This is a genomic window from Pantoea sp. MHSD4, assembly GCF_021043305.1.
GTDB lineage: Bacteria > Pseudomonadota > Gammaproteobacteria > Enterobacterales > Enterobacteriaceae > Pantoea > Pantoea eucalypti.
Map to the genome: position 1 here is coordinate 70148 of NZ_JAJNDH010000003.1, position 26856 is coordinate 97003.

Annotated in this window: 22 protein-coding genes and 1 pseudogene; 14 read left to right on the forward strand and 9 right to left on the reverse strand. The window is 56.0% G+C overall.

Annotated elements, in window-relative coordinates; translation table 11 throughout:
- Positions 1-137: 137 nt before the first annotated feature.
- The 6 genes from gltP to LQK91_RS10860 all read left to right on the forward strand — a co-directional run bounded on the left by gltP (position 138) and on the right by LQK91_RS10860 (position 7132).
- Entirely contained in the window at positions 138-1439 is a 1302-nt protein-coding gene (gene gltP, locus LQK91_RS10840; protein ID WP_105099485.1) for a glutamate/aspartate:proton symporter GltP, read from the forward strand.
- A gap of 217 nt (positions 1440-1656) precedes the next feature.
- Positions 1657-1779, forward strand: a complete 123-nt coding sequence (locus LQK91_RS22000; RefSeq protein WP_255694188.1) for a type II toxin-antitoxin system RelE family toxin — start codon at positions 1657-1659, stop codon at positions 1777-1779.
- A 268-nt stretch (positions 1780-2047) separates the two neighbouring features.
- On the forward strand, positions 2048-2422 hold the full coding sequence (locus tag LQK91_RS10845) for a helix-turn-helix domain-containing protein (protein ID WP_003855711.1): 375 nt from the start codon (positions 2048-2050) through the stop codon (positions 2420-2422).
- Between the two features lie 572 nt (positions 2423-2994).
- Complete coding sequence (gene murQ, locus LQK91_RS10850) at positions 2995-3906, forward strand: N-acetylmuramic acid 6-phosphate etherase (protein ID WP_105099486.1); 912 nt, start codon at positions 2995-2997, stop codon at positions 3904-3906.
- A complete protein-coding gene (murP, locus tag LQK91_RS10855; RefSeq protein ID WP_105099487.1) occupies positions 3906-5360 on the forward strand; it encodes a PTS N-acetylmuramic acid transporter subunit IIBC in 1455 nt (484 codons plus the stop codon). Before murQ ends, murP begins: the two co-directional genes overlap by 1 nt.
- Before the next feature lie 227 nt (positions 5361-5587).
- On the forward strand, positions 5588-7132 hold the full coding sequence (locus LQK91_RS10860; RefSeq protein ID WP_105099488.1) for a methyl-accepting chemotaxis protein: 1545 nt from the start codon (positions 5588-5590) through the stop codon (positions 7130-7132).
- On the opposite strand, the gene LQK91_RS10865 is transcribed toward LQK91_RS10860, so the two are convergent.
- Positions 7129-8094, reverse strand: a complete 966-nt coding sequence (locus LQK91_RS10865; RefSeq protein ID WP_008926623.1) for an AraC family transcriptional regulator — start codon at positions 8092-8094, stop codon at positions 7129-7131. The genes LQK91_RS10860 and LQK91_RS10865 overlap by 4 nt on opposite strands.
- 105 nt (positions 8095-8199) lie before the next feature.
- Here LQK91_RS10865 and LQK91_RS10870 point away from each other — a divergent pair, with 105 nt between their 5' ends.
- Both LQK91_RS10870 and LQK91_RS10875 read left to right on the forward strand, forming a co-directional pair.
- Positions 8200-9387: an MFS transporter gene (locus tag LQK91_RS10870; protein ID WP_105099489.1), complete on the forward strand. Its 1188-nt coding sequence runs from the start codon at positions 8200-8202 to the stop codon at positions 9385-9387.
- Positions 9388-9599: 212 nt separating this feature from the next.
- Positions 9600-9809, forward strand: a complete 210-nt coding sequence (locus tag LQK91_RS10875) for a DUF1471 domain-containing protein (protein ID WP_003855705.1) — start codon at positions 9600-9602, stop codon at positions 9807-9809.
- Positions 9810-9963: 154 nt separating this feature from the next.
- Here LQK91_RS10875 and sbmA read toward each other — a convergent pair whose 3' ends face one another.
- Positions 9964-11208: a peptide antibiotic transporter SbmA gene (gene sbmA / locus LQK91_RS10880; RefSeq protein WP_003855704.1), complete on the reverse strand. Its 1245-nt coding sequence runs from the start codon at positions 11206-11208 to the stop codon at positions 9964-9966.
- Positions 11209-11483: 275 nt separating this feature from the next.
- Between sbmA and LQK91_RS10885 the strand changes: the two genes are divergently transcribed.
- The 3 genes from LQK91_RS10885 to LQK91_RS10895 are packed head-to-tail and all read left to right on the forward strand — an operon-like array spanning position 11484 to position 15326.
- Positions 11484-12218 (forward strand): gluconate 2-dehydrogenase subunit 3 family protein, encoded by a 735-nt coding sequence (locus LQK91_RS10885; protein WP_008926626.1) that lies wholly within the window; start codon positions 11484-11486, stop codon positions 12216-12218.
- A gap of 2 nt (positions 12219-12220) precedes the next feature.
- Entirely contained in the window at positions 12221-14005 is a 1785-nt protein-coding gene (locus tag LQK91_RS10890; protein ID WP_039660652.1) for a GMC family oxidoreductase, read from the forward strand.
- 10 nt (positions 14006-14015) lie between these two features.
- Positions 14016-15326, forward strand: coding sequence for a c-type cytochrome (locus tag LQK91_RS10895; RefSeq protein ID WP_105099585.1), 1311 nt, complete (start codon positions 14016-14018; stop codon positions 15324-15326).
- A 45-nt stretch (positions 15327-15371) separates the two neighbouring features.
- Here LQK91_RS10895 and LQK91_RS10900 read toward each other — a convergent pair whose 3' ends face one another.
- Entirely contained in the window at positions 15372-16781 is a 1410-nt protein-coding gene (locus LQK91_RS10900) for an MFS transporter (RefSeq protein WP_003855702.1), read from the reverse strand.
- Between the two features lie 380 nt (positions 16782-17161).
- Between LQK91_RS10900 and nadS the strand changes: the two are divergent.
- Positions 17162-17281, forward strand: a pseudogene (nadS, locus tag LQK91_RS22030) (NadS family protein); the annotation flags it as partial.
- Positions 17282-17361: 80 nt separating this feature from the next.
- On the opposite strand, the gene abgT reads toward nadS, so the two are convergent.
- From abgT to LQK91_RS10920, 3 genes are all read right to left on the reverse strand, one after another.
- Entirely contained in the window at positions 17362-18879 is a 1518-nt protein-coding gene (gene abgT, locus LQK91_RS10910; RefSeq protein ID WP_008926630.1) for a p-aminobenzoyl-glutamate transporter, read from the reverse strand.
- A 159-nt stretch (positions 18880-19038) separates the two neighbouring features.
- Positions 19039-20481 (reverse strand): M20 family metallopeptidase, encoded by a 1443-nt coding sequence (locus LQK91_RS10915; RefSeq protein ID WP_003855696.1) that lies wholly within the window; start codon positions 20479-20481, stop codon positions 19039-19041.
- A complete protein-coding gene (locus LQK91_RS10920; RefSeq protein WP_105099490.1) occupies positions 20478-21791 on the reverse strand; it encodes an amidohydrolase in 1314 nt (437 codons plus the stop codon). The genes LQK91_RS10915 and LQK91_RS10920 overlap by 4 nt, the downstream gene beginning before the upstream one ends.
- A gap of 114 nt (positions 21792-21905) precedes the next feature.
- On the opposite strand from LQK91_RS10920, the gene LQK91_RS10925 reads away from it, so the two are divergent.
- Both LQK91_RS10925 and yjdN read left to right on the forward strand, forming a co-directional pair.
- A complete protein-coding gene (locus LQK91_RS10925) occupies positions 21906-22802 on the forward strand; it encodes a LysR family transcriptional regulator (protein WP_003855692.1) in 897 nt (298 codons plus the stop codon).
- 72 nt (positions 22803-22874) lie between these two features.
- The gene (gene yjdN, locus LQK91_RS10930; RefSeq protein ID WP_003855690.1) at positions 22875-23312 is read left to right on the forward strand and encodes a VOC family metalloprotein YjdN; all 438 of its coding nucleotides are present in this window, start codon (positions 22875-22877) and stop codon (positions 23310-23312) included.
- 119 nt (positions 23313-23431) lie between these two features.
- Here the strand turns inward: yjdN and LQK91_RS10935 are convergent, their stop codons facing one another.
- The 3 genes from LQK91_RS10935 to LQK91_RS10945 form a co-directional block, all read right to left on the reverse strand.
- Positions 23432-24298 (reverse strand): nucleoside-specific channel-forming protein Tsx, encoded by an 867-nt coding sequence (locus LQK91_RS10935; RefSeq protein ID WP_033743432.1) that lies wholly within the window; start codon positions 24296-24298, stop codon positions 23432-23434.
- 279 nt (positions 24299-24577) lie between these two features.
- Positions 24578-25933: a sensor histidine kinase gene (locus LQK91_RS10940; protein ID WP_003855688.1), complete on the reverse strand. Its 1356-nt coding sequence runs from the start codon at positions 25931-25933 to the stop codon at positions 24578-24580.
- Positions 25930-26589 (reverse strand): response regulator, encoded by a 660-nt coding sequence (locus LQK91_RS10945; protein WP_003855687.1) that lies wholly within the window; start codon positions 26587-26589, stop codon positions 25930-25932. Before LQK91_RS10945 ends, LQK91_RS10940 begins: the two co-directional genes overlap by 4 nt.
- Positions 26590-26856: the final 267 nt, after the last annotated feature.

Sequence of the window (26856 nt, forward strand, 5' to 3'; positions counted from 1 at the left end):
ATCATCAGATTTTCATACGAGGCGCTGTTTCTAAACACCCTCTAATTTACCGGGCTTTTTGCTCACTCCCTGTGTGTATTGTCTTCTGCACCTTCGCAGTAGAGAGAAACGGGTTTTGACTGAGGAAATTACGCGTTATGAAAGGTTTTAAAATCAGCCTGGCCTGGCAGATTCTGACAGCCCTGGTGCTTGGCATCGTTGTGGGTGCTGTATTGCATAATCAGCCAGACAATCGTGAATGGTTAGTCGCTAACATTCTCAATCCTGCAGGCGATATCTTTATTCATCTTATCAAGATGATTGTGGTACCGATTGTGATTTCATCCCTGGTTGTCGGCATCGCTGGCGTGGGTGATGCAAAAAAGCTGGGACGCATCGGCGTCAAAACGATTCTCTACTTTGAAGTGATCACCACCCTTGCCATTGTGGTCGGTATTACGCTGGCCAACGTATTTCAACCCGGCACCGGCATTGATATGTCAACGCTGGCAACGGTGGACATCTCTAAATATGAAGCGACAACGGCAGAGGTACAGGGCGGTCCGCACAGCCTGGTCACCACCATTCTGTCGCTGATCCCGCAGAATATCTTCGCTTCCATGGCGAAGGGCGACATGCTGCCGATTATCTTTTTCTCGGTGCTGTTTGGCTTAGGTCTGTCGTCACTGCCGTCGGAACAGCGCGATCCGCTGGTAAACCTGTTCCGTGGCATTTCTGAAACGATGTTTAAAGTGACGCACATGATCATGCGTTATGCGCCGGTCGGTGTGTTTGCGCTGATTGCGGTGACCATCGCTAACTTCGGATTTGCCTCGCTGTGGCCGCTGGCTAAGCTGGTGCTGCTGGTTTACGCGGCAATTCTGTTCTTCGCTTTTGTGGTGCTGGGCGGAGTCGCGCGCTTCTGTAAGCTGCGGATTACTACGCTGATGCGTATCCTGAAGGATGAGCTGATTCTCTCTTACTCTACCTCCAGCTCAGAAACCGTGTTGCCACGCATCATGGAGAAGATGGAAGCCTACGGCGCACCAAAAGCGATAACCAGCTTCGTGGTGCCGACCGGTTATTCGTTCAATCTGGATGGTTCGACGCTGTATCAGAGTATCGCGGCGATCTTTATTGCCCAGCTGTACGGCATTGACCTGTCGCTGACCGATGAGATTGTGCTGGTCCTGACGCTGATGGTGACCTCGAAAGGGATCGCGGGTGTGCCAGGCGTGTCGTTCGTGGTGCTGCTGGCCACGCTGGGCAGCGTTGGTATTCCTCTTGAAGGTCTGGCGTTTATCGCCGGTGTTGACCGCATCATGGATATGGCGCGTACTGCGCTGAACGTGGTCGGTAACGCGCTGGCGGTGCTGGTGATTGCCCGCTGGGAAAACCAGTTCGACGCTGAACAGGCAAAAGAGTATGAGCTGCAGTTGCGTACACAGACCGCAAGCTGAGAACAGCGTTAACGTAAAGAGGGGCTCAACGAAAGTTGGGCCCTTTTTGTTTGTGTGGCTTTGTCATCGTTCTTAGCAGGATGAGCATTCAAAAAATTAGTTATATAAATATAACTAAATAACGCTTTTGATAGCTTTTTCGTTGCTTTTATGACTGAATTTGGTTATTTTTAAAGGTGGATTGAAAGCGTGCTTTGACAACAAGGAGTGTTGACGGATGCCAGAAATTAACTGGACGAAAAGGGCATTGAAACAGCTATATAGGCTGCCTCAGAAAGAAGGTAACGCCATCGAAGATGCTGTAGAGGCGCTGGCTAAGTGGCCTGATATTCCCATCTGAAGGTCGAAAAGCTGACGGATGATAAAGAGAAGCGAATGAAGTTGGTGGTGGGTCACTACCGCGTGCTGTGGAAGATAGAGAAAGGTCAGCCAGTGGTTATCGCTATTCTAGAAGTCGTAAGAAGAACATCGACCACGTATAAAAAGCGTTAGCAAGCGGTTGGAGTTAGCCTGCGTCACCACTGAGTTAAGAGCAGATAAGAACATAGCTAAGTCGCGCCAGCAGATGATCAGGTCTGGACTGTTGCGGCAGTAAGGAGTGATTAACCATGAATGCGATACAGTTTCTGACAGACGAGCGCGGGAACCGCACGGGTGCCGTCATCCCCATTGAGTTGTTTAACCGGCTCATGGCCGGGCGTCACTTAGACGACGTATTTGAGCCTCTCACCTATAAAGCGGGACCGGATGATGACGAAACGATTCCCCATGACGTAATGAAAATCAGCCGGAGGCAATCTGTTCCTTTGCATGTTGCCTGGCGTTTACATCGGCAAATGTCGCAGGAAGAGGTCGCGAACAAATTAGGCATCACGCAGGCTGGCGTTTCGAAGTTAGAGTCGAGAAAGAAACCTCAAAAACAAACGCTTGAGAAGCTGGCAGCCTTATATGACTGCAGAACGTCACAACTTTATATTGATTAAATCAACGTGCTTTTAAACCGCATTGTGCCTTTCAGTCGGACACAAAGGGTGGCTACGTAAAGTCGGCGTAAACCCATCCCTGGGGCCTCGGCCGCCGCATCCATGCGGCGGACGCTTTACTCCGCTCCCCCTTTGTATCCGCCTTTATGCCAGCTATGCGCTGTATTTTAAGAAAATCAAAAGATCGTATCGAAGGATTTATTTGCGATACAGCACGGATTTTTAAATCTTATCGGCAAGCTCAAGCCCTTTACAAACAGCAATAAAACAGCCTAAAGGAAGAAAAGGTTCACCTGAAGAGTAAAGCGTCCCACCGCCAGGGATGGCGTGGGCCGAGCGTCATGGATGACGAATGCGTCTTTACGATCAGGTGAACCTTTTCTGACTGGCTCTGATCACAAAGCCATTAAGCCCCGAATCCCAGGCACCCTGCTTAAGCTCAACGCTAACCAGCCCAATCCCCCGCAACATAACCCACCCCACAGCCATTGAAAAAAGATCTCACTCAATGAATTAATCATTCGTTATGATAGTGAGTAAATCGAATAATTTATTCCTTAGCGGAGCCCGCCATGAAACTCGACCTCAGCCAGATGCTCACCGAAGGCCGCAACCCGGCCAGCCAGAACATTGATGAACTCTCCACCGAAGCGATGCTGCGCGTCATTAATGACGAAGATAAAAAGGTGGCGCTGGCGGTTGAGGCCATCGTGCCGCAAATCGCCACCGCCGTTGACGCCATCTGTGCCGCGTTTCGTGCAGGTGGACGACTGATCTATTGCGGTGCGGGCACCTCCGGGCGGCTGGGCATCCTGGATGCCAGCGAATGCCCGCCTACCTTTGGCACGCCGCGTGATCAGGTGATTGGCCTGATTGCCGGCGGCCACACCGCAATACTACAGGCGGTTGAAAACGCCGAAGATAACCGGGAACAGGGCGCGCAGGATCTGAAAGATATCCACTTTAGCCGCCATGACGTGCTGGTCGGTATCGCCGCCAGTGGTCGCACACCTTATGTGCTGGGTGCGCTGGCTTACGCGAATGAACTGGGCGCGACCACTGTGTCGCTTAGCTGTAATCCGGACAGCGCGATGTCACAGGTTGCCGCCATTGCGCTCACACCCGTGGTCGGTCCGGAAGTGGTCACCGGCTCCTCCCGCATGAAAGCGGGCACGGCGCAGAAACTGGTGCTCAACATGCTCACCACCGGATCAATGATCCGCAGCGGAAAAGTCTATGGCAACCTGATGGTCGATGTGGAAGCCACTAACCAGAAACTGGTGCAGCGCCAGGTCAACATCGTCATGCAGGCTACGGATTGTGATGACGCGACTGCTCGTGCGGCGCTGACCGGCTGTGGCGGACACTGCAAAACCGCCATCCTGATGGTACTGGCTGACCTGAACGCCGATGAGGCCAAAGCGCTGCTCGGTCAGCATCAGGGCTTTATCCGTCAGGCGCTACAGGCAGCGGGGGCACGCTGATGGCGAAAATCACCGAGGCACTGTTACGCGACATCCTGCAGGCGGTCGGTGGTGCGCAGAATATCGCGGCCTGCGGTCACTGCATGACACGGCTCCGCCTGACGCTGAATCAGCCAGAACAGGCTGATCTTTCCAGGTTAAAAAGCCTGCCGGGCGTGCTGGGGGTCATCGACAGCGATGCGCAGTTACAGATTGTCGTGGGGCCAGGAAAAGCGCAAACCGCCGCCGAGGGAATGCAAAACCTGCTGTCGCAGGGTGATACTGCAATGGCTTCGCAGGGCGAAACGGCGGCGCTTAGCCAGCTGGCAGCGCAGCAGAAGCAGCAGCTAAAGGCGAAACAGACCAGTGGGGTGCATCAGTTCCTGTCGCGCTTCGCCACTATCTTCACGCCGCTAATCCCAGGCTTTATCGGCGCGGGACTGCTGCTGGGATTTGCCACGCTGATTGAACAGAGTCTCCATCTTAATGCGCCCGGCGATCACGCGCCCTGGCTGCTGCACACCGTGGCCTACATGAAGGTGTTCGGCAAAGGGCTGTTCACCTTTCTCAGTATTCTGATCGGCTATAACGCACAGAAAGCCTTTGGCGGCAGCGGCGTAAACGGCGCCATCATCGCCTCGCTGTTTGTGCTCGGCTATGTGCCCACGGCCACCACCGGCTACTACAGCGGTATGGAGAGCTTCTTTGGTCTGACGATCGATCCGCGCGGCAACATTATCGGTGTGCTGATGGCGGCGATTATCGGGGCGTGGATAGAGAAACAGCTGCGCAAAATCATTCCTGACAACCTGGATATGATCCTCACCTCGCTGTTTACGCTGGTGATCACGGGCGCCATCACCTATCTGCTGATTATGCCGCTGGGCGGCGAACTGTTTAAGGGAATGTCGTGGCTGTTTATCCACCTCAATAACAATCCCTTTGGCTGCGCGCTGCTGGCTGGACTGTTCCTGATTGCGGTGATGTTCGGTATTCATCAGGGCTTTATTCCTGTCTATTTTGCGCTGATGGAAACCCAGGGATTTAACTCGCTGTTTCCGATTCTGGCAATGGCGGGCGCAGGCCAGGTCGGCGCATCACTGGCACTCTGGTGCAAAGCAGAAAAAGGCGCGCTGCTGCGGGCGCAGATCAAAGGTGCAATTGTCCCCGGCCTGCTTGGGGTGGGCGAGCCGCTGATCTATGGTGTCACGCTGCCCCGCCTCAAGCCCTTTATCACCGCCTGTGGCGGCGGAGCACTGGGCGGCTTTTTTATTGGATTGGTCGCGTGGCTGGGTTTGCCAGTGGGGATGAACACGGTATTCGGGCCGTCCGGGCTGGTCACTCTGCCACTGATGACCTCCAGCCAGGGCATCTTCGCCGGGATGGCAGTTTACCTGGCCGGGCTGATCGTCGCATGGACCGGCGGTTTTCTGCTCACCTGGTGGTTTGGCACCCGTAATGTTGACCTCAGTTAAGCCACTGCCGGAATTCTCCAGTCTGGCTAACGGATAAAAACAGATCAAAAGTGTGAAAGCCGCTGCAAAGTGGCTTTTTTCGCGGCAGAAATTAAAGCGTATTACTAAAGAGTAGGCGCGGGCATGCCGAAAACATAAAAAAGGGTAATCGTTATTTCTCAGCCCGCCGTTTTCACGCTGCGCCTCAGACTGTTGCGTGCAGGACGTCGGGTCTCCAAGGACTTTTGATGCGTAACAACCAGCCTGTCTCTCAGCGTGAATATCTGTTCGATGATCATGCGACACTGATGTCGACCACCGATCTCAACAGCCACATTACCTACGCCAACGACGCGTTTATCGAAGCAAGCGGATTCACTGCTGACGAGATCAACGGGCAGCCGCATAACATGGTGCGTCACCCCGATATGCCGCCAGAAGCCTTTGCCGATATGTGGGCGACGCTGAAGCAGGGCGAACCCTGGACTGCGCTGGTCAAAAACCGCCGGAAAAACGGCGACCACTACTGGGTGCGTGCCAATGCCATTCCGGTCGTACGCGACGGTAAAGTGCAGGGTTATATGTCCGTGCGCACCAAACCTACGGCTGAAGAGGTGCGTCAGACAGAAGTGCTCTATCAGGATTTTCGTGAAGGCCGCGCCAGAGGGCGACGTTTTCACAAAGGCCTGCTGGTGCTTAGCGGCTGGCGTCGTCCCGCCTCAATCCTGAAGACGCTGCCTCTTCGCTGGCGGATTCGCAGCACGCTGATGGCGTTACTGCCTCTCTCGGTGGCGGGCGTCTGGGCACTGGGCATGACCCACACTGCACTGGCAGGCTTTTCTGCGGGAATGGCTGCGCTGCTTCTGCTCTGCAGTGTGTGGCTGGAGCAGCAGATTTCACGTCCTATTGAGCGGATGTGCAAACAGGCGCTCCGCGTAGCGACCGGTGCCAGCCATCAGGTTGAACAGATGGATCGTGTGGATGAGGTCGGCGTCACACTCCGCGCCATTGGCCAGCTCGGATTGATGTTCCGCTGGCTGGTGGATGATGTCAGCGGCCAGGCGATCAATGTGCTGAGTGCCAGCGATGCCATCGCCCGCAGTAACAACGAACTGAGTCGCCGTACTGAACAGGCGGCGGCTAACGTGCAGCAAACCGCGGCGACCATGAACGAAATGACCGCGACGGTGAAGAGCAACACCGAAACTGCACATGAGGCGAATAGCCTCTCAGCCAGCACCAGTCACGCCGCCAGCAAAGGCGGCGATGTGATGACGGATATGATGGGCATGATGGGCGAAATTGCCGACAGCTCAACGCGTATCGCCAATATAACCAGCGTGATCGACGGCATTGCCTTCCAGACTAATATTCTGGCGTTGAATGCTGCGGTGGAAGCGGCGCGGGCAGGTGAGCAGGGTAAAGGCTTTGCCGTGGTCGCGGGTGAAGTTCGCAGCCTGGCGCAACGCAGCGCTAAAGCCGCCAGCGAGATTAAAATGCTGGTTGAAACCAGCAGCAGCCGGGTCAAATCGGGCAATGAGCATGCCAGCGCGGCGGGCCGGACGATGCAGGATATCGTGTCGCAGGTGCAGAATGTCACTGCGCTAATCGCCCAGATCAGTGCCGCCACGGCCGAACAGGCGACGGCGCTCAGCGAGGTCAGCTCAGCAGTAGAAGATCTCGATGATATCACCCATCAGAACGCTGCCCGCGTGACAGAAAGCGCTGAGGCGTCTGGTCGCATGACCCATCAGGCTAACCGTCTGGTGGAAGCGATCAGCGTCTTTCGCTAAGAAGCCAGCGCCTGCGTGCCTTCGCGTCCGGCACGCAGCGCGCCAGGCGACTGACCAACGATCCGCTTAAACGCGCGACTGAACGCCGCAATCGAGCCGTAGCCGAGATGATAGGCCACGGCTTCCACCGCTTCCCCATTGTTCACAATCCGCTGCACCGCCAGCCGCATCCGCAACTCCGTAAGATAACGCAGCGGCGTCATACCGGTGGCATTGAGAAAACGTCCGGCAAACACCGAGCGCGAACAGCCTGCCACGCTGGCCAGTCGCGCTACCGTCCAGTTTTCGCCCGGCTCCCGATGCATCGCGGCAATCGCCTGACTCAGACGCGGGTCGCGCATTGCCTGCACCAGCCCGCTACTCTGGCCGCAGCCGTTTTCTACCCAGCCGCGCACAATCAGCGCGGCAACGACATCCGCCAGACGCGACAGAATGCCGGCAAACCCCGCCTGACGCGTGCGTGACTCCCGCTCCATTGCGGCCAGGATCGGCTGAATCTCCGGGTACTGCGACAGCAGAGTGCTCACCAGCATCACATCCGGCATGGTATTGATCAGCGGCTGCATGCCGCCAAGCTCAAACGCCATGCAGGCGCTGAACAGCAGTACGCTGTGCTCGTCCTCACCGGCATCTTCCGGGGCGGCGATGGCGCAGACGCTGTCGCAGAGCGGCTTGCTCGCCATGTTTTTAATGCACTGGCAGTCCGCCTCTTCACTGGAGATCAGGCTGTGCGGTTTACCGTGTGGCACCAGCAGCGCATCGCCGCTGTTGAGCTGAAACACCTCGCCGGAGGCGCTGCGCACCAGCAGTGAGCCACGCCCGACAAAGTGGAACTGCGCCCGGCCCGGTGCGTGCTCGTAGCGCAACCCGAATGGCGCGCTTACCGCGATGCGCTGGTAGTTCACGCCATACAGGCGCATCCCCATCAGCAGTTCACTGGTCAGATCTCCATAGTGGCTCATGTGATTCCAGACGAATTATCAAAAATGAAGGTGTAAGCATCATAGATCGTCCTGATGCGACACTCTATGCTCACACTCACTTTTTTTATCTTCCGGAGAAGCAGCATGAGTCTGACAACCGAAGTGGCTGATGAGGTTTCCTCGCCGACCCGTCCCGCGTGGGGTGCGGTATTTGCCATGGCATTTGGGGTGTTCAGCCTCATCACCGCCGAATTTTTACCTGTGAGTCTGTTGACGCCGATGGCGCACAGTCTCGGTGTGTCCGAAGGGCAGGCGGGACAGACCGTCACCATTACTGCACTGGTCGCGCTGTTTACCAGCCTGGTGACCGGCAGCGTCACGCGGCGAATTGACCGCCGTATTGTGATGCTGGTTTTTTCACTGTTGCTGATCGCCTCTGCGCTGATGGTGGCCTTTGCGGCTGACCTGACGGTAATCCTGCTGGCGCGGGTGCTGCTGGGTATGGCCATTGGTGGCTTCTGGACACTTTCAACCGCTATCACAATGCGTCTGGTGCCCAGCGATCAGGTGCCACGTGCACTCTCTATTGTGTTTAGTGGTATCTCGCTGGCGACAATTATCGCTACGCCGCTTGGCAGCTATCTCGGTGGACTGGTCGGCTGGCGCAACATCTTTATGCTGACCGCCGGGCTGGGCGCGGTGGCGCTGCTGTGGCAATTCTTTACGCTGCCCGCCATGCCGGCAGAGAGCAAAGCCCGCAACGGCGGGGTGCTGGCACTGTTGCGTATCGGTGTGATGCGGTGGGGCATGCTGGCCGTGATCATGATGTTTACCGGCCACTTCGCCTTCTTTACTTATCTGCGTCCGTTCCTGGAAGGTGTCGCGCAGCTCAACCTCAATCAGCTGTCGCTGGCGCTGCTGGCCTTTGGCGTAGCGAACTTCTTTGGCACCTCGCTGGCCGGTTATCTGGTCACCCGCAGTGTGTCGCTGACGCTGAGTGGCATGGCGCTGTTAATGAGTATCACCGCGCTGCTGCTGGTGAGCTTTGGTGATGTCAGCTGGCTGGTCGGCGCGGGCGTGGCGATCTGGGGGATGGCGTTTGGTTCGATGCCAACCGGCTGGTCTACGTGGATTTCACGCGCGGTGCCGGATGATGCGGAATCGGGCGGCGGTTTACTGGTTGCCACTATCCAGCTGGCGATTACCGTTGGTGCGGCGGCAGGCGGCTGGATGTATGACCTGCGCGGCGCAGGCGGTGTGTTTGTTGCCAGCGGCGTACTGATGCTGCTGGCTGCGCTAACTATCTTCAGCCGGGTAAGGCATCACGGATAATTCTCTGAAGGCAGCGCGTTATGCTGCCTTTTTTATTGAATCTGGATTATTAACCTTTTGAGTGATAACTGTGCGAAATGTGCTTTTTATCATCAGTTTTATTGAATGAGTTAAGCAAAACCCTCCGCTTTTTACTGATCAACTTCAGGGCTAATATATCTATCAACAAGGCAGCACGCCTTACCTGATAAAAATTAACCGAGGAATTGACCATGAAATCTATCAAAACTTTTGCAGCTGTTATCGCCCTTTCTGTTCTGCCATTCGCCAGCTTCGCCCAATCTGTGACCGCTGTCGACTCTACGCTGGACGGTGCTGAAGCGAAAATCGCTGCGCAGGCTCAGGATGCTGGTGCTTCATATAAAATCACTGAAGCCTACACCAACAACGGCGTTCACATGACTGCTGAGCTGCTGAAATAAGCTGCAATTTACCCTCTGATGTTGACAGGACGCCTTCGGGCGTCCTGGCGGCGTTGTGTGGTGATGAACGAGTTTAATGTAGCCAAAACCTGTAAACGAAAAAGCCACTCTGACGAGTGGCTTTTTTATTTCAAAAAACGGCAATCCTCACCCGTTACACCTCTTCCGATGCCTCGCGCATCATCTCATGGTGGGGTACATCATCCAGAACCTGCTCAAAGCTGCGCAGACGTTTGTAGATCGACATCAGCTCAACCAGTGTTGACCACGAGGTGATCAGATACTGAAAAGAACCACGAACCTGATCGAACACGTTGCTAATTTGGTTGAGCAGACCCAGCGTTATCGTTCCTGCGGCAATTGATGGGAACAACATGACCAGGCCAAAGAGATTATCTATTTGCAAATAGAACATTCTGGCGATATTGAAGTACAGATAATGAAAATAGAGACGAAAGTAATTCAGCCTGACGTTGTCAAAAAGCACTCTTACCGTCGGCGGCGTAGCGCGGTCAGCATTGTCTTCGCCGTAAACCAGTTCTTTACGATAAGCTGCTTCTACTCGCTGGTTACGAAACTCCAGGCCCGGTAATTTTAATCCTACTACTGCTAACAATCCTGTTCCCAGTATAGACCAGACAATGGCGGCAATGACTAATGCATAAGGTATGGACCCAAGAATAGGTACGCTTTTTACGTGGTGTGATAGCTGAACAAGTACTGGCAAAAAAGCGATGAGCGTCATAATAGCTTGTATAAAACTGACTCCCCAGCCCTCCAGTGTTTGAGCAAAGCGCATCGTATCTTCCTGCACACGCTGCGCTGCGCCTTCAATATGACGTAATCGCTGCCAGTGGTGCATATAATAATTATTCATTGCGGTACGCCAGCGGAATACCCAGTGGCTGATAAAAAAGGCGTTAATGACGCCAATAGTCACAGCAACCATAACAATGCCTGCTACGCCTACAACTTCAGAATAGAGCTGGCTAATCGATACAGCACCGGCTTTTGTCAGTGCCTTTTGGATCAAGTCGTAAAACGGTTGATACCAGGCGTTAATTGCTACGCCGACCTGAACCCCGAACCAGGTAACAAAGATAATCAGCGCAGAGCCCCACACCGACCAACGCTGCCACGGGTGATTATCAATCACTCGCCAGGCAAGTGCGAACAGGGTAGCGATTATCCAGTAATAGGAATAAAACCATACCTCCCCTGGTGCAATGAAGCGCATCACTGTCGTAGGCAAAGGCTGCTTTATCGCAGCCTCAAACGCAGGCCAAAAATGGGCAGGCAAATCGCTGGCAAAGCCGAACCAGGCAAAAATTGCTAATAAGCTCCAGACAGCCGCAGAGCTGAAAAACAGCGCTGGCCGCGGAAAAAAAGACTTAAACATAGGTACTCCGCTGTTGTGTATTGCTTGTTATAACGTTTTTGATGTGTCGCTGTCTGTAGTCTGTTGTTTCTGCTCATGACAGGAAGAAGATAGATGTTAATGAAATTGTGCGATTTTGTTTCTTTGAACTAAATCTTTGTGAATGGCAGTGATACAATATGCATGTTTGTTACCGGTAACAAGCAGGCGCCACGCCTGTATCTGCTGATAAAAACCATTACAACGCAACCACCACTTTTTCATACCGCCAGTGAGTGCGGGAATGAGGCAATGTCATGTCAGAACAAAAAAAGGGTCATTCACGCAGGGATTTTTTGCTGAAGACAATTACCCTGGCGCCTGCGATGGCGGTAGGCTCCACCGCAATGGGCGCGCTCTCCCTTCCGCTGGCCGCGCAGGCGGCTGAAACCCCGGCCGCACCGCAGCAGGCACGTGATTACCAGCCGAACTGGTTTACCGCCGAAGAGTTTGCCTTTATTACCGCCGCCGTGGCACGCCTGATTCCCAGCGATGAACGCGGACCGGGAGCGCTGGAAGCGGGCGTGCCGGAATTTATCGATCGTCAAATGAATACGCCGTATGCCACGGGATCGAACTGGTATATGCAGGGTCCGTTTAATCCCGACCTGCCGAAAGAGCTGGGCTATCAGCTGCCGCTGGTGCCACAGCAGATTTACCGCCTTGGTCTGGCCGATGCCGATAATTACAGCAAAAAGCAGCACGGCAAGGTCTTTGCTCAGCTCAGCGGTGAGCAGCAGGATGCCTTATTGCAGGCGATGGAGAGTGGCAGCGCGGAATTCAGCCAGCTGCCGGCAAAAGTCTTCTTCAGCTTCCTGCTGCAGAACACCCGTGAAGGCTTCTTTAGCGATCCTATCCACGGCGGGAATCAGGGCATGGTCGGCTGGAAGCTGATCAACTTCCCTGGCGCCCGCGCCGACTTTATGGATTGGGTAGAGCGCGGCGAACGGTATCCGTTCCCGTCAGTGTCGATTCGCGGAGAGAGAAGCTAAGCATGGCAAACGAAATGAAAAAAGTGGATGCGGTCATTGTCGGCTTCGGCTGGGCAGGCGCGATTATGGCGAAAGAGCTGACTGAAGCGGGCCTTAACGTACTGGCGCTGGAGCGCGGGCCGCATCGTGATACCTATCCCGATGGATCCTATCCGCAGTCCATTGATGAGCTGACCTATAACGTCCGCAAAAAGCTCTTCCAGGACCTCTCCAAAAGCACCGTGACGATTCGCCATGACGCTTCTCAGACGGCGGTACCTTATCGCCAGCTGGCCGCGTTTTTGCCCGGCACCGGTACCGGTGGCGCAGGCCTGCACTGGTCAGGCGTCCATTTCCGTGTTGATCCCGTTGAGCTGCGGATGCGCAGCCATTACGAAGAGCGCTACGGTAAAAACTTCATTCCGGAAGGCATGACGATTCAGGATTTTGGCGTCAGCTACGATGAACTGGAGCCGTTCTTCGACAAGGCGGAAAAAGTCTTTGGCACCTCAGGCAGCGCCTGGAGTATCAAAGGTAAAGTGGTCGGCAAAGATAAAGGTGGTAACCCGTTTGCGCCCGACCGCTCAGATAACTTCCCGCTGCCCGCGCAGAAGCGTACTTACTCGGCGCAGTTGTTTGCTCAGGCGGCAGAGTCAGTGGGTTATCATCCTTATGATCTGCCCTCCGCCAATACGTCAGGTCCGTACACCAATACCTATGGCGCGCAGATGGGGCCGTGCAACTTCTGCGGTTACTGCAGCGGCTACGCCTGCTACATGTATTCCAAAGCGTCGCCGAACGTCAATATCCTGCCCGCGCTGCGTCAGGAGCCGAAGTTTGAGCTGCGCAACAACTCCTATGTACTGCGGGTCAATCTCAGCGATGACAAAACGCGTGCCACCGGCGTGACCTATGTGGATGGACAGGGCCGTGAGCAGGTTCAGCCCGCAGATCTGGTCATACTTTCCGCCTTCCAGTTCCACAATGTGCATCTGATGCTGCTGTCGGGCATCGGCAAACCGTACAATCCGATGACCAACGAAGGCACTGTGGGCCGTAACTTCGCCTATCAGAACCTCTCTACGCTCAAGGCGTTGTTTGATAAAAACACCACCACCAATCCGTTTATCGGTGCGGGTGGTGCAGGCGTCGCGGTGGATGATTTCAACGCGGATAACTTCGACCATGGGCCACTGGGCTTTGTCGGCGGTTCGCCATTCTGGGTCAATCAGGCGGGCACCAAACCGATCTCCGGCCTGCCAGTGCCTGCGGGTACGCCTAACTGGGGCAGCAAATGGAAAGCGGCGGTAGCGGACACCTACACGCATCACCTGTCGATGGATGCGCATGGCGCTCACCAGTCCTATCGCGCCAATTACCTCGATCTCGATCCTAACTACAAGGATGCCTATGGGCAGCCGCTGCTGCGCATGACCTTTGACTGGCAGGATAACGACATCAAAATGGCGCAGTTTATGGTCGGTAAGATGCGCAATATTGCTGAAGCGATGAATCCAAAGATGATCATCGGCGGCGCGAAAAAGCCGGGCACCCATTTTGACTCCACGGTGTATCAGACCACCCATATCAGCGGCGGGGCGATCATGGGCGACGATCCCAAAACCAGTGCGGTTAACCGTTATCTGCAAAGCTGGGATGTGCCGAATGTCTTTGTTCCAGGCGCATCTGCCTTCCCGCAGGGACTGGGTTACAACCCGACCGGCATGGTGGCGGCGCTGACTTACTGGTCAGCCAAAGCGATTCGCGAACACTACCTGAAAAACCCCGGCCCACTGGTGCAGGCATAAGGATATGGCGATGAAAAATAGCATTCTGGCTCTGATTCTTGGCTCCCTGACGTTTGCCGCACTGGCGGAGAGCAACCAGGACGATCTGGTTAAACGGGGTGAGTATCTGGCGCGTGCCGGGGACTGTGTTGCCTGCCACACCAGCAAAGGCGGCGCGGCGTTTGCCGGTGGTCTGCCGATGGCGACACCCATTGGTACCATCTACTCCACCAACATTACGCCCGATCGCGACACCGGCATTGGTGAATACAGCTACGACGACTTCCAGAAAGCGGTGCGTCACGGCGTAGCGAAAAACGGCGATACGCTCTATCCGGCGATGCCCTATCCCTCTTACGCCGTGGTCAGCGATGAAGACATGAAGGCGCTTTACGCTTACTTCATGCATGGCGTTGCGGCGGTTAATCAGCCAAACCGGGAGAGCGACATTCCCTGGCCGCTATCGATGCGCTGGCCGCTGGCGGTCTGGCGCGGGATTTTTGCGCCCGACGTGAAAGCATTCCAGCCTGCAGCAGAGGAAGATCCGGTGCTGGCACGCGGTCGCTATCTGGTTGAAGGACTGGGCCACTGCGGGGCCTGTCATACACCGCGTAGCATCACCATGCAGGAGAAGGCGCTGACTAACGAAGAGGGCAGCGACTATCTGGCGGGCAGCAGTGCTCCTATTGATGGCTGGACCGCCAGCAACCTGCGCGGCGATAACCGCGATGGGCTGGGGCGCTGGAGCGAAGACGATCTGCGTCAGTTCCTGCGTTATGGCCGCAACGACCAGACTGCCGCGTTCGGTGGCATGACCGATGTGGTGGAACACAGTCTGCAGCACCTGAGCGAGTCTGATATCACGGCAATTGCGCGCTATCTGAAGTCACTGGGTGCGAAAGATCCCCATCAGGCAGCGTTCAGCGTGGATGATGCCACGGCAAAAGCGCTGTGGCGTGGTGATGACAGCCAGACGGGTGCTGCAACCTACGTTGACAGCTGCGCGGCATGTCATAAAACCGATGGCAGTGGCTATAAACGCTTCTATCCAGTGCTGCGCGGTAATCCGGTCGTTCTGGCGGACGATCCCACCTCCCTGATCCATATCGTGCTGGTGGGCGGGCAGTTGCCTGGCGTGAATGGCGCGCCGTCGACCATTACTATGCCAGCATTTGGCTGGCGTCTGAACGATCAGCAGGTGGCGGACGTGGTGAACTTCGTGCGCAACAGCTGGGGCAACACGGCGTCGAAACAGGTCAGCGCGAAACAGGTCGCTGAGCTGCGTAAAGATGAGAAAGATCGGCTGGGCAGTGCGGATATCAGCGTACTGGAAGGTAAATAACCGACAGTAACAGAGGCCGTCATCAACAGGATGACGGCCTTTTTTTTAAATATTCTCCAGATCGATTCCGCGTGTTTTCGGCCCGTAAATCCCTACCGACAGCATCACCATCACCATGCTCAGCACGATAAAGGTGATTACGCCTGGCGTGCCGGCATACTGCAATATCACCCCAATCAGAATACTGCTGAAGACCGTAGAAAGGCGACTGAAGGAGTAGCAGAAGCCGACTGCCCGCGCGCGGATATGGGTCGGGAAGATCTCGGTCTGATAGGCGTGGAAGCTGAAGGTCAGCCAGGCGTTGGACCAGGTGATCAGGAAGCCGCAGAGAATCAGCAATACTGGCTGCGTCTGGAAGGCGAACAGCGTGCCGAACACCACCGTCATCAGCGACGACAGGACGATCTGCCACTTATTCTCCAGCTTGTCAGCGTAGCGGCTGCAGATCAGCGAACCGAGCGGATAGGCCAGCGTGATGAAGAAGGCATAAAGCAAACTGTGCGTCACCGTGGCACCGTTGCCTGACAGCAGCGCAGGCAGCCAGTTACCAAAGCCGAAAAAGCCGATCGCCTGGAAAAAGTTCATCACCACCAGCATCAGGGTGCGCTTGCGGTAAGCGGGTGACCATATCTCGCTGAAACGCCCTCGTTTTGGCAGCTGCCCTGCGGCGTCATCGGGCTGAACAGCGGGGCCAGCCGGGATACCACAGCGCTGCTCCATCGTGGACAATACCTGATGCGCCTCCTGATGACGGCCCTGCTGCGCCAGCCAGCGTGCCGACTCCGGCAGATTTCTGCGCACCAGCCAGATCACCAGTGAACAGACCGCGCCTGCGATCACCACCCAGCGCCAGCCTTCAAGACTGAGCAGCGTTTGCGGAATCAGCCACCAGGACATCAGCGCCACGGCGGGTACCGACAAAAACTGCACGAAAAAAGAGAAGGCAAAGGCGCGGCTGCGAAGATGGGTCGGCACCCACTCCGACAGATAGGTGTCAATGGTCACCAGCTCGACGCCCAGCCCGATCCCCACCAGGAATCGGAACAGAATAATCATCTCCGCACTCTGCTGGAACGCCATCAGCAGTGAAAACAGCCCATACCACAGCAGCGCACACATAAAGGTCAGACGGCGACCAAAGCGGTCAGCGTAGGGCGCCAGCAGGCTGGCACCGAAAAACAGGCCGAGAAAAGTGGCCGAGGCGAATGCCGCCTGATCGGAGAAGCCCAGCACGCCTGCCGCGCCGGTGTGAAATACGCCTGCGGATAGCAGGCCGGTGCTGATATAGCCGGTTTCAAACAGGTCATAAAGCTCAAAAAAACCGCCCAGCGCCAGCAGCGTAATAAAGCGCCACAAACCCGTGGAGGAGGGCAGCGCATCAACCCGTGCGGCTAAGCTGTTGCGGGCCGCCGGTGAAGCGTGCAGTGGCGGCAGGCTGGTGGAGGTAGTGGTCATTTCAGCATGAACCTCAGGCAGTGTGAGACGACTCGCAGCCGGTCAGATAAGGATTAACAGAGTTAACCGTTAGCAAGCGAAGAAATAGCAGAATAATCAATTCATCCGCCGTTGCCGAGCGGGGCGTTGCTGACGATTTAGCAATGTACGTTGCAGGTTTTGCCATCTGTGGCGCACGTACTCCGGCAGCGACGACTGGAGCAGGATCTGCATGCCGCAAATTCCGGGCTGTCTCTCAGCCCGGTCACGTGAGGGCAGGTCCGCATGGATGCAAATGGCGTCCTTGCGCTAGCATAGTCCCGCTTTGTGACACTTTCTTCACGGACGCGAAAAAAGCTGAGCTGAAGAAGCAGACCCAATTACGGAAAGATGAGGTTAACGTGAGTTTTTTTGACGAGCTGAAAGCATCGCTGGAAGAAGCTGTTGAGATCAAAAACGGCGTCCGGGTGCCTGGTCGTGTTACGCGCTATACGGTGGCCGATGTGAAGGCTATTCGGGCACTCAACCCATGCCCCGATATCCCCCAGCCGGAAAAGAGAGAAAGCGCCACCGATAATGCCTGCATCGGTGGCACTGAGACTTAAGGCAGTTTCGGCCAGACACCCGGCCCAATTGGCAGACCCAGCAGATACCACACCATCAGCAGCGCTATCCAGCTGATAAAGAACACCAGCGGATAGGGGAAAATCAGCACGTAATAGGTGCCGAGCTGCGCATCTTTCTGATAACGCTGCAAAAAGGCCAGGAACAGCGGCAGGAAGGGCGACATGGGTGCCAGCGGCAGTACGGCGGAGTCAGCGATGCGGAAAATCATCTGAGCGAAGGCGGGATGAAAGCCGAGCAGCATAAACATCGGCACAAAGACCGGCGCCAGAATTGACCAGATTGCTGAGCCGCTGGCGATAAACATACAGAGAAACGCCGACAGGAACATCAGGCCCAGAAAGGCGGGCGCGCCGCTGACGCCTGCGCTTTCCAGCACATCGGTCAGCCCGATTGCCATGAATTTTCCCATGTTGCTCCAGTTGAAGAACGCCACGAACTGCGACAGCGGAAACACCATCACAATAAAGCCCGCCATGCCCTTCATCGGATCGACCAGCAGCTGCGGGATATCATCCGGACGGCGGATCTGCCGTGTCACCACGCCGTAAGCAATCGCCACCACAAAGAAGAACAGAATGATGATGGGCACAATGCCCTGAATAAAAGGCGAAGGAATGATGGCGCCGGTGGTGGGATTGCGTAGCGGTGCATTTTCGGGCACCACCAGCAACGCCATCAGGGCGATAAACAGCAGCGCGGCGATCCCGGCGGCCCGCAAACCGCGGTTCTCCAGAGGGGTCAGTGCCGCCAGCTTCTCACCGTTGCCCTGCCACTGCGGCAGGCGCGGCTCGACGAATTTATCAGTGAGCAGCGCGCCCACTATCGTCAGCACAATCACCGAGGTCGCCATAAAGAACCAGTTGTCGATGACGCTGACATGCACCGTATCGCTGACGGCTTTAGCCGCTTCGGTGCTGATGCCCGAGAGCAGCACATCGGTGGTGACAATCAGCAGATTGGCGGTAAAGCCAGAGGCGACGCCGGCAATGGCCGCCAGCAGGCCTGCAACCGGATGACGGCCCACTGCCAGGAAGATCAGCGCACCGAGTGGCGGCATCACCACCAGCGCAGCATCCGAGGAAATATGGCTGAAGAAGGCGATAAACAGCACCATATAGCTGGCGTAACGACGGCTGACGCGCGACGCCATCTTCACCATCAGTGACTGTAGCAGGCCGACTTTTTCCGCCAGACCGGCACCAATCACCAGCGCCAGAATCGATCCCAGCGGGGTGAAGCTGCTGAAGTTTTTGATGATATTGGGCAGGATCCACTGAATGCCTGCGACGCTCAGCAGGTTGTTCACCCGCACCATTTCACCGTTACTGGGGTTCTTTACCGCCAGATCCAGTGCACTGATAATGGCGGTTGCCACCATCAGCACCACGATCAAATAAACAAACAGTAAGAACGGGTTGGGCACTTTATTGCCCACACGCTCGATCCAGCTGAAGAGCCTGCCGGGGCTTCGGTTCTCGGATGTTGCTTCCATGGTATGGGTTCTCGTCTTGTGTTTCCCTTATCGGCGCAGGCCCGGTCTGGCGTCGGTCATGGTATATGACCGACGGTGAGTTCAGAGTCGGCTCCGCTGAAGCAGGGATGTGTTTGCACTATTTTTATAGTGGTCCGTGTCAGAGACACGGCCGGTGGCTCATTCGGCCAGTTTTGTTGGTGTGATCCCCGCCGGGATCGGACAGATATAAGGCTGCGCGGCGCGCACCCGTTCAAACTCGGCCCGGCAGCCAGCCAGCGCCTGCGGATCCGTTAGCAGTGTTAACACCGTGGCCGCCATCACTTTGCCTGCCAGAAACATCCCCTTATGCCCGATAGTGGTGCGGCCCTGCGCCACCAGTTGCCAGGTGTGCAGCGGCGTGCCGAAGGTAAAACAGGGCGCAAAGCACTGTGCGGTCGGCGTCACCCAGCTGACATCGCCGACATCGGTGGAGCCATACAGCAGCTCACGCGTAACCGCATAGGGCGCGACCTCATCCATGAACAGCTTATTGCCCAGTTGCGCAGCCCAGGCATGACCGGCTTCGCCACCCGTACGGGCGGCATTGAGCCGGGCGTTGCGCAGATCGTCATCGGTCAGAGTGGCACGCAGTTCCGCCGCAAACGCGCGCTCTTCGTCGCTGTAGTCGGGCAAACCAAACTGATGCAAATAGCGCTCCATGACCGCTTCAAGTGCACGATTAGGCACGTAGTCTGAACAGGCTTTGTCAAAACGCACGGTCAGCGTGGTGTCGGTCATCAGTGCAGCGCCCCTGGCGATGTTAATCACCCGTTCGTAGATCGCCTGCGCCTGCGGCAGTTCCGGGGCGCGAATCAGGTAAAGCACCTCTGCATCGGCCTGCACCACATTCGGTGAAACGCCACCGCTATTGGTGATGGCGTAGTGCAGACGCGCTTCCTGCACGATATGCTCGCGCAGAAAGTTGGCACCGGTATTCATCAGCGTGACGGCATCCAGCGCGCTGCGGCCCAGGTGGGGAGAGTTGGCCGCGTGCGCCGCGATGCCTTTAAAGCTGAACGCCGCCTGGATATTGGCGAGCGTGCGCAAATTGAACATGCCGCTGAAGCCTTCAGGATGCCAGGTCACCGCGGCATCAACGTCGTCAAACAGCCCTTCGCGCACCATAAAAGTTTTGCCCGATCCGCCTTCTTCGCCAGGGCAACCGTAAAAGCGAACCGTGCCGCCCGTGTGATGCTGTTCCATCCAGGCTTTTACGGCGCACACCGCGGCTACACCTGCTGTACCGAGCAGGTTGTGGCCGCAGCCGTGTCCGTTGCCGTTAGCCTCCAGCGGCTGCGGCCGTGCACAGCCCGACTGCTGGCTCAGACCAGCCAGCGCATCGAACTCGCCGAGGATAGCGAGCACCGGCTTGCCGCTGCCCACGCTGGCGATAAAGGCGGTGTCGATGCCACCCACACCGCGTTCCACAGTGAATCCTTCTTTTTCCAGCGCGTCAGCCAGCAGAGCAGAGGATCGGGTTTCGGCAAAACGGGTTTCCGGCGTGTCCCAGATGGCGTCACTGAGCGTGCTGAAGCGGAGCTGATGGCGATCGATATACCCGGCAATAAATGCTTCAATCATTGTGATCCTCCGAACTGTGCCTGATTCAGCGCCAGCGTTGCCAGCAACGTGATGGCGTCTGGCATGACCCGCTCATCAAAGTCGAATTTCGCATTGTGGTGACCCGCCGCCAGTTCACAGCCAAAAATGACGTAAGAGGCCTGACCGCCACGCTGCTTTACGCGCTCCATCATGTAAGTGGCATCCTCCGAACCTGCCGCCTGCGCTTTACGATCGACCACAGAGTCGAATATGCCGAGTGCATCTGCCTGCTGATGGATAAAATCGACCCACGGCTGTGTCGGGGTACAGCTGCGTGCAGCACCCATTAATGAAACCTGCTGCTCAACGCCATACATCGCGGCTGCACCGGCAATCACTCGCAGCGCCTGCTGATAAATATCGTCATTCACCTGATTAGTGACGCCACGGGTTTCGACTTTCAGCAGGGCGCAGTCGGCCACCACATTGCGGCCGGTTCCTGCCTGTAGCACGCCAACGTTAACCCGCGCCACGCCGCCGCTGTGCTGTGTTAAGCCATGCAGCGCCAGCGTCGCCTGTGCGGCAGCCAGCAGGGCGTTGCGCCCCTCTTCCGGGCGACCGCCCGCATGAGCACCGACGCCGGTGAAGTGAACATCCAGCTTGGTAGTAGCCAGGAAGCTGTCGCTGCCGCATACCACTTCGCCTGCCGGCACGCCGGTACCGATATGAATTGCGGTGAAACGATCAACGTCATCGACTGCGCCCGCCGCGACCATCGCTTTGGCACCACGCACACCCTCTTCGGCGGGCTGGAAGATCAGTTTAATTGTGCCGCTGAGTTCATCTTTCATCGCCATCAGCACGGAAGCGAGGCCCAGACTAATGGTGGTGTGACCGTCATGGGCGCAGGCGTGCATCATGCCGGCGTTGCAGGAGGCGAACCCTTCACGCTGTGGCAGATGATCGCCGGCCTGGCTTTCATTGAGATCCAGTGCATCCATATCGACGCGAAAGCCCATCACCGGACCGGGGCGACCGGTCTCAAGTGTCGCCACAATGCCGCAGAATCCGCCGGAGAAGTGGCTGATCCACTGCGGTAGCGCGCCCTGCTTTAGCGCGCGCGCCTCCTGCTGCTTCAGTACGGCTTCGTCAGGTAAGCCCATCCGCGCATCGGCGTCGATCACTTCACGGCCCAGCTTCAGTTGATAACCGAGCTTATGCAGTTCTTCTGCGACTAACGTCGCGGTGCGGAACTCCAGCCAGCCCGATTCGGCGTAGTGATGGAAGTCGCGACGCCACTGTTGCAGCTTTGGCAGCAGGGCGCAGACGTGCTCTGAAAGGGGTCTCATCGGCTCTCTCCTCGTTGTTGATTTTTTATGCACTGCATCGAATCTACACAATGGAGTTGGGCGGCATAAGATGCGAATATCTTGTGACTGATAAACAACGGTTATCGAAAAACTATGTCTGCCAATCTCAAACTTCATCAGCTGCGCGCTTTCACTGACGTGGCGCGACAGGGCAGTATCCGGGCGGCAAGCCGACTTTCCGGGCTGTCGCAACCGGCGTTAACCAAAGCGATTCAGGAGCTGGAGCGCGAGTTGGGGGCAAAGCTGTTTATCCGCCGTCAGCAGGGTGTCGTGCTGACCGATATCGGTGATAACTTTTTTCGTCATGCCAGCCTGGTACTGGCAGAGCTGCGGGTCGCCGAAGAGGATATCCAGCAGCGATTGGGGCTGGGCGGCGGTCAGGTGAATATTGGCGTGGGTGGCAGCGTGGCCCGCACCATCATGCCGCAGGTGATAAACCAGTTTCATCGCGAATACCCACTCGTGAAGGTGCGCATTGTTGAAGGCCAGCTGGTCTCAATGGTGCATGAGCTGCGTCAGGGAGCGCTTGATTTCACTATCAATACGTATGACCAGAGCCATCTCGATCAGGAGCTGATGTATGAGCGGGTAATGGAACGCGAGTACAAAGTGGTGGTGCGCAAAGGCCATCCGCTGGAGAAAGCCCGTTCTCTGGCAGAATTACAGCAGGCAGACTGGACGATGCCAACCCCGAAAGGCAGTTACTATCGCTTGCTGCACGATCTGTTTGGCGAGCGCGGCATGGCACCTAAAATCGTGGTGACCTGTGAAACCTTTATGGCCTGCACCAGCCTGGTGGCACAAAGTGATTTCATCAGTATTCTGTCGGTCGACGTGATTGACGATCCCATTCTGGGCCGTTCGCTTGTGGCACTGTCGCTCGATGACCCTTTGCCGAAAGCGATCTTCTATCTGATTCAGCGCAAAGACACGACGCTGACCCCAATGAGCAGTTATATGGCACAACTCTTTCGCCGTTATTGTCAGTAAAATCAGTACGTAAAGTCGATCGTCTACACTGTTAAGGTACTGAAAAAATCCAACCGACAAATAGAGGTTACGATGCAAGTTAGTCCTTATCTGTTTCTCTATGGCCGTTGTGAAGAGGCTATCGACTTTTACCTGCAGGCAACCGGTGGAGAGTTACTCTCTAAAATGAAATTCGGTGATATGCCGGATCAGGGTGAGCAGGTCGGCGATGAGTCCGCAGCGCCACAGCCGCCAGAAAAGATCATGCATGCGCAATTACGCATTGGTGACGGTGAGCTGATGCTCAGCGATGGCAATACCGAACAGCCTCCAGCGTCAGAGCATGCGGGTTACGCGGTCAGCCTCTCTACCCATGATGTTGAAAAGGGCAAAGCCTGGTTTGAGAAATTATCGGCAGGCGGCAAAGTGACGACGCCATGGCAGGAGACGTTCTGGTCGAACGGATTCGCGATGTTCATTGATAAATTCAACATTCCATGGCGCATTAATGTTGAGAAGCCGCAGAATTAAATGCAGAGCAGATGCAGTGCTTATCAGATTAGCCTGCAGCTGAAAAGCTGGCCCTGATGCGTGATGTCCTGGGCCAGCTCACCGACTAAACGGGCGGTTGTTGCAACCGCCCGCTATTATCAGAAGTTATAACCCGCCACCAGGTAGTAACCCCAGCCGGTCGATTTCACTTCAAACGGACCCTTGCCGAAGTTCAGCTCCTGGCCATCCGCCCACTGTCCGCCGTTATGGAAGTAACGCGCCACCGCAGAGAAGTGCCAGTGATCGTAACCCAGGGACAGAATGTGGCTGGAGGCAATAGAGTTGCTGGTGCGTGATGAACCGCCTTTCTCATTGAGATCGGAACCCCAGTCGAAGTTGGTGAAGCCCACATAGCCCAGGTTACCACCCCACAGCGTGGTGATTGGCACGAAGTATTTCACCTTAAAGCGATAGCCATCCCAGCTGTTTTCGTTCGCCGCGCCGTAGTTTTCCCACTGATATTTGGCATAGACGTTCAGCGACAGGCCGACATCGCTGTGCGTATCGATATCGGTGCCCAGACCCATGTACCAGGTGTTCTGGCGGTTATCGCTGTTACGGCCCATGTCGTAAATGTAGTTGTTGGCGAAATACCACTCTTTGAACGGGCCAAAGGCCAGGCTGGTGCCGGTCAGCTTGTCGATAGAGAAGCGTGGTTCAATCTCCATAAACATCGGTGAACCGTGGTCGAACACGCCATTGGCATTGCTGTTGCCCACGCCGAAGAAGTTAGGCACGTCGAGATAGCCGTAGAAATCAAACCAGTCTTTCCTGGCAAACGCTTCATATTCCAGATAAACGTCGTTGTTAAACTGCGGTCCGAAACGCGTGTGGTAACTACCGACCACGTTTACGCTCTGATGCCACCAGTCGGAGACATACTGCGGATCGCTTTCCGCTGCCTGCGCAGCACCACTCAATGAACATGCCAGCACGGCACCTGCTATCAACGTTTTATATTTCATTATTATCAGCCACATGCTTTTGACCGCCGCACAGCAGACGCAGTCAGAGAAAAATCGGTCCCTTGATGGGAATGAGGGTTTCACAGCAAATAACAGCCAGTTCTTCAGCCCGCGTAGCGTGCCTGTAACAGATCGATAGAAAATAGATTTTGCTCACGTTTGTCAAAAAGTGTTGCATTACAATTCAGCTAAAATGTGATGAGCTTCACAATAACGGCGTGGATCGAACGGAACCAGGCAACCGTTTACGTTGTCTGGTTCGTGATCAAACAGCGGGAATCAGGGAAGTGTAACGCGAACCTGCAAACCACAAATTGCACCCTGTGGCGAGAGGCAATTAGAAAGGGCGACGTGAATCTGATGCTTTTGAGCGACGTTGCGCACAATGGATAATCCCAGGCCGCTACCCTGAGCTTTAACATCAGGCGAACGGGTAAAGCGATCAAATGCGCGCTCGATAAAGGATTCCGGCATGCCCGGCCCGTTATCCACAATATCGACCACGGTCTTTCCGGCAACCCGATGCAGCAGTACATCGACCAGGCTACCTTCCGGGGTGTGTAGCATGGCGTTACCAATCAGATTATCGAACAGGCTTCGCAGCTCGGAACGGCTGGCCTGCAGACGGTACTGCGTGGAGCCATTAAAGCCGATATCGATGCCGCGTTTATCCGCCACGACCATCAGCTGCTCAATGCTCTCTTTCAGCAGATCTTCCAGTTCGATATGCTCAACGCTGGCGACCACGCTCTGGTCATCCTGGCGTGAGACATTGAGTAATTGCGTGACCAGGTGACGGGTACGTGTCACGCCCGCTTCCAGCTGGCTGAACTGCCGGCTCGCTTCGCCTGGCTGAATATGCTGACGCAGGTTTTCCAGCTGTAACGTCACGGCCGTTACCGGCGTGCGCAGTTCATGAGCGGCATCTTCCAAAAACTGACGCTGTGACGACCAGGCCTCACGCAGTTTACTCAGCAGCGAGTTATAGGCGGCCACCAGCGGCAGGATCTCATCCGGTAAACCTTCCGGTGAGACGTTGTGCGGATGATGCGTCTCCTGCGCGGCAATCTGACGCGAAGCGACCTGCAGATCACGGGTGATCTTGCGTACGACCAGCCAGATCACCAGCAGCGACAGCGGCATCATCAGGATCATTGGAATGATCGCTGACAGCGCCCGTTTGACCATCAATGCCTTCATGTAGCTGAGATTGTGCATCACCTGAATGGTTTTAATCTCACTGCCAGGCAAGCCGGGCCGGGTATAGATGCGCCATTCACAGTCGTCGCACTGACCGATATGGACGTCGCGATAGCCACGCTGGTTTTGCAGCGGGGCCTGCAGCTCCGGCCATGAGCTGGCGCGCAACTGGCCCTGATCGTCCCATAGCTGCACCACAAAGGCGCTTTTCGCCTTGTCAGGCGCAATAAGCATCGGCATCAGGGCGGGCATCTGTTTATTGGTGGACCAGGCATCCGCGATTTTGGCCAGCTGATCGTCCTTCATGGTGCCGACCATATCGCCGTAGCAGCTGAAGAAATACCAGGTGACGCCACCGATCATCAGCAGATGAATAATCAGCAGCGTAGAGAGTAATTTGTTGCGCAGTGAGCGCATAAAGCGAAAAGGTTTCATATTGCCGGCACCCGCCAGCCCAGACCGCGCACGTTGCGGATCACGTCGTTATCCAGCTTGCGGCGCATCCCGTGGATCAACACATCCACCGCGTTGCTGCTGACTTCATCGCCCCAGCCATAGATACGGTTTTCCAGCTGCTCGCGTGACAGAATAGCGCCCGGCCGCTCCAGCAGGGCGTAGAGCAGGGCATATTCGCGCGCCGTAAGCTGCTCACGCTGGCCTTTGTAGAGCACTTCACGGGTCATCATATCCAGCTGCACATCGCCGCTGCCCAATACGGAATCTGCCGCGCCGTGGCTGCGTCGGGTAATGGCGCGCATCCGGGCCATGACTTCCTGTAAATCGAACGGTTTAAGCAGGTAGTCGTCAGCACCGCTGTCGAGTCCCTGAATCCGCTGCGCCACCGTGTCGCGTGCAGTAAGAATGAGTACTGGCGTCGCGTCGCCGCGCCCGCGCGCCCGGCGCAGGACCTGCAGGCCATCATCCCGTGGTAAGCCGAGATCGAGCAGCACGCAGCTGTAGCCGCCTTCGCTCCAGGCGTTCTGGGCATAGACGCCATCGCGCACCCAATCCACCGACCAGCCCGCGCCCTGCAGTGCCTGCTGCAGGTTAGCGCCGATCATTTCATCATCTTCAACCAGTAACACGCGCATGGCTGATCTCCTTCATAAAGATAAGAGAGAGTTTACTCACTAATTGTTAGGCCAGAATTATCCTTCCGCCGTCATACTTCGCACTATGGCGGCGTTGGCTGCGACTTACCGCCCAGGTCACTGACTGATGTCAGCTCTCTGGGACGGCTGCGTCTGGCCGCCTTGCTACAGCACGAATTATTTTGGCGGACCGCAGCCGTCATACTTCGCACTGTGGCGGCACTGGCTGCTTTTGCTCACCCCATTCACTGACTGATGTCAGCTCTT

What these genes read in the sequence shown, in the direction of transcription:
- sbmA (WP_003855704.1), bottom strand. Translation starts at nt 11,208, where the DNA reads ATGTTTAAGTCTTTTTTTCCGCGGCCAGCGCTGTTTTTCAGCTCTGCG.
- murP (WP_105099487.1), top strand. Translation starts at nt 3,906, where the DNA reads ATGGCGAAAATCACCGAGGCACTGTTACGCGACATCCTGCAGGCGGTC.
- LQK91_RS10890 (WP_039660652.1), top strand. Translation starts at nt 12,221, where the DNA reads ATGGCAAACGAAATGAAAAAAGTGGATGCGGTCATTGTCGGCTTCGGC.
- LQK91_RS10915 (WP_003855696.1), bottom strand. Translation starts at nt 20,481, where the DNA reads ATGATTGAAGCATTTATTGCCGGGTATATCGATCGCCATCAGCTCCGC.
- LQK91_RS10845 (WP_003855711.1), top strand. Translation starts at nt 2,048, where the DNA reads ATGAATGCGATACAGTTTCTGACAGACGAGCGCGGGAACCGCACGGGT.
- LQK91_RS10935 (WP_033743432.1), bottom strand. Translation starts at nt 24,298, where the DNA reads ATGAAATATAAAACGTTGATAGCAGGTGCCGTGCTGGCATGTTCATTG.
- LQK91_RS10925 (WP_003855692.1), top strand. Translation starts at nt 21,906, where the DNA reads ATGTCTGCCAATCTCAAACTTCATCAGCTGCGCGCTTTCACTGACGTG.
- gltP (WP_105099485.1), top strand. Translation starts at nt 138, where the DNA reads ATGAAAGGTTTTAAAATCAGCCTGGCCTGGCAGATTCTGACAGCCCTG.
- LQK91_RS10895 (WP_105099585.1), top strand. Translation starts at nt 14,016, where the DNA reads ATGAAAAATAGCATTCTGGCTCTGATTCTTGGCTCCCTGACGTTTGCC.
- abgT (WP_008926630.1), bottom strand. Translation starts at nt 18,879, where the DNA reads ATGGAAGCAACATCCGAGAACCGAAGCCCCGGCAGGCTCTTCAGCTGG.
- LQK91_RS10940 (WP_003855688.1), bottom strand. Translation starts at nt 25,933, where the DNA reads ATGAAACCTTTTCGCTTTATGCGCTCACTGCGCAACAAATTACTCTCT.
- LQK91_RS10945 (WP_003855687.1), bottom strand. Translation starts at nt 26,589, where the DNA reads ATGCGCGTGTTACTGGTTGAAGATGATGAAATGATCGGCGCTAACCTG.
- murQ (WP_105099486.1), top strand. Translation starts at nt 2,995, where the DNA reads ATGAAACTCGACCTCAGCCAGATGCTCACCGAAGGCCGCAACCCGGCC.
- yjdN (WP_003855690.1), top strand. Translation starts at nt 22,875, where the DNA reads ATGCAAGTTAGTCCTTATCTGTTTCTCTATGGCCGTTGTGAAGAGGCT.
- LQK91_RS10860 (WP_105099488.1), top strand. Translation starts at nt 5,588, where the DNA reads ATGCGTAACAACCAGCCTGTCTCTCAGCGTGAATATCTGTTCGATGAT.
- LQK91_RS10900 (WP_003855702.1), bottom strand. Translation starts at nt 16,781, where the DNA reads ATGACCACTACCTCCACCAGCCTGCCGCCACTGCACGCTTCACCGGCG.
- LQK91_RS10885 (WP_008926626.1), top strand. Translation starts at nt 11,484, where the DNA reads ATGTCAGAACAAAAAAAGGGTCATTCACGCAGGGATTTTTTGCTGAAG.
- LQK91_RS10870 (WP_105099489.1), top strand. Translation starts at nt 8,200, where the DNA reads ATGAGTCTGACAACCGAAGTGGCTGATGAGGTTTCCTCGCCGACCCGT.
- LQK91_RS10875 (WP_003855705.1), top strand. Translation starts at nt 9,600, where the DNA reads ATGAAATCTATCAAAACTTTTGCAGCTGTTATCGCCCTTTCTGTTCTG.
- LQK91_RS10920 (WP_105099490.1), bottom strand. Translation starts at nt 21,791, where the DNA reads ATGAGACCCCTTTCAGAGCACGTCTGCGCCCTGCTGCCAAAGCTGCAA.
- LQK91_RS22000 (WP_255694188.1), top strand. Translation starts at nt 1,657, where the DNA reads ATGCCAGAAATTAACTGGACGAAAAGGGCATTGAAACAGCTATATAGG.
- LQK91_RS10865 (WP_008926623.1), bottom strand. Translation starts at nt 8,094, where the DNA reads ATGAGCCACTATGGAGATCTGACCAGTGAACTGCTGATGGGGATGCGC.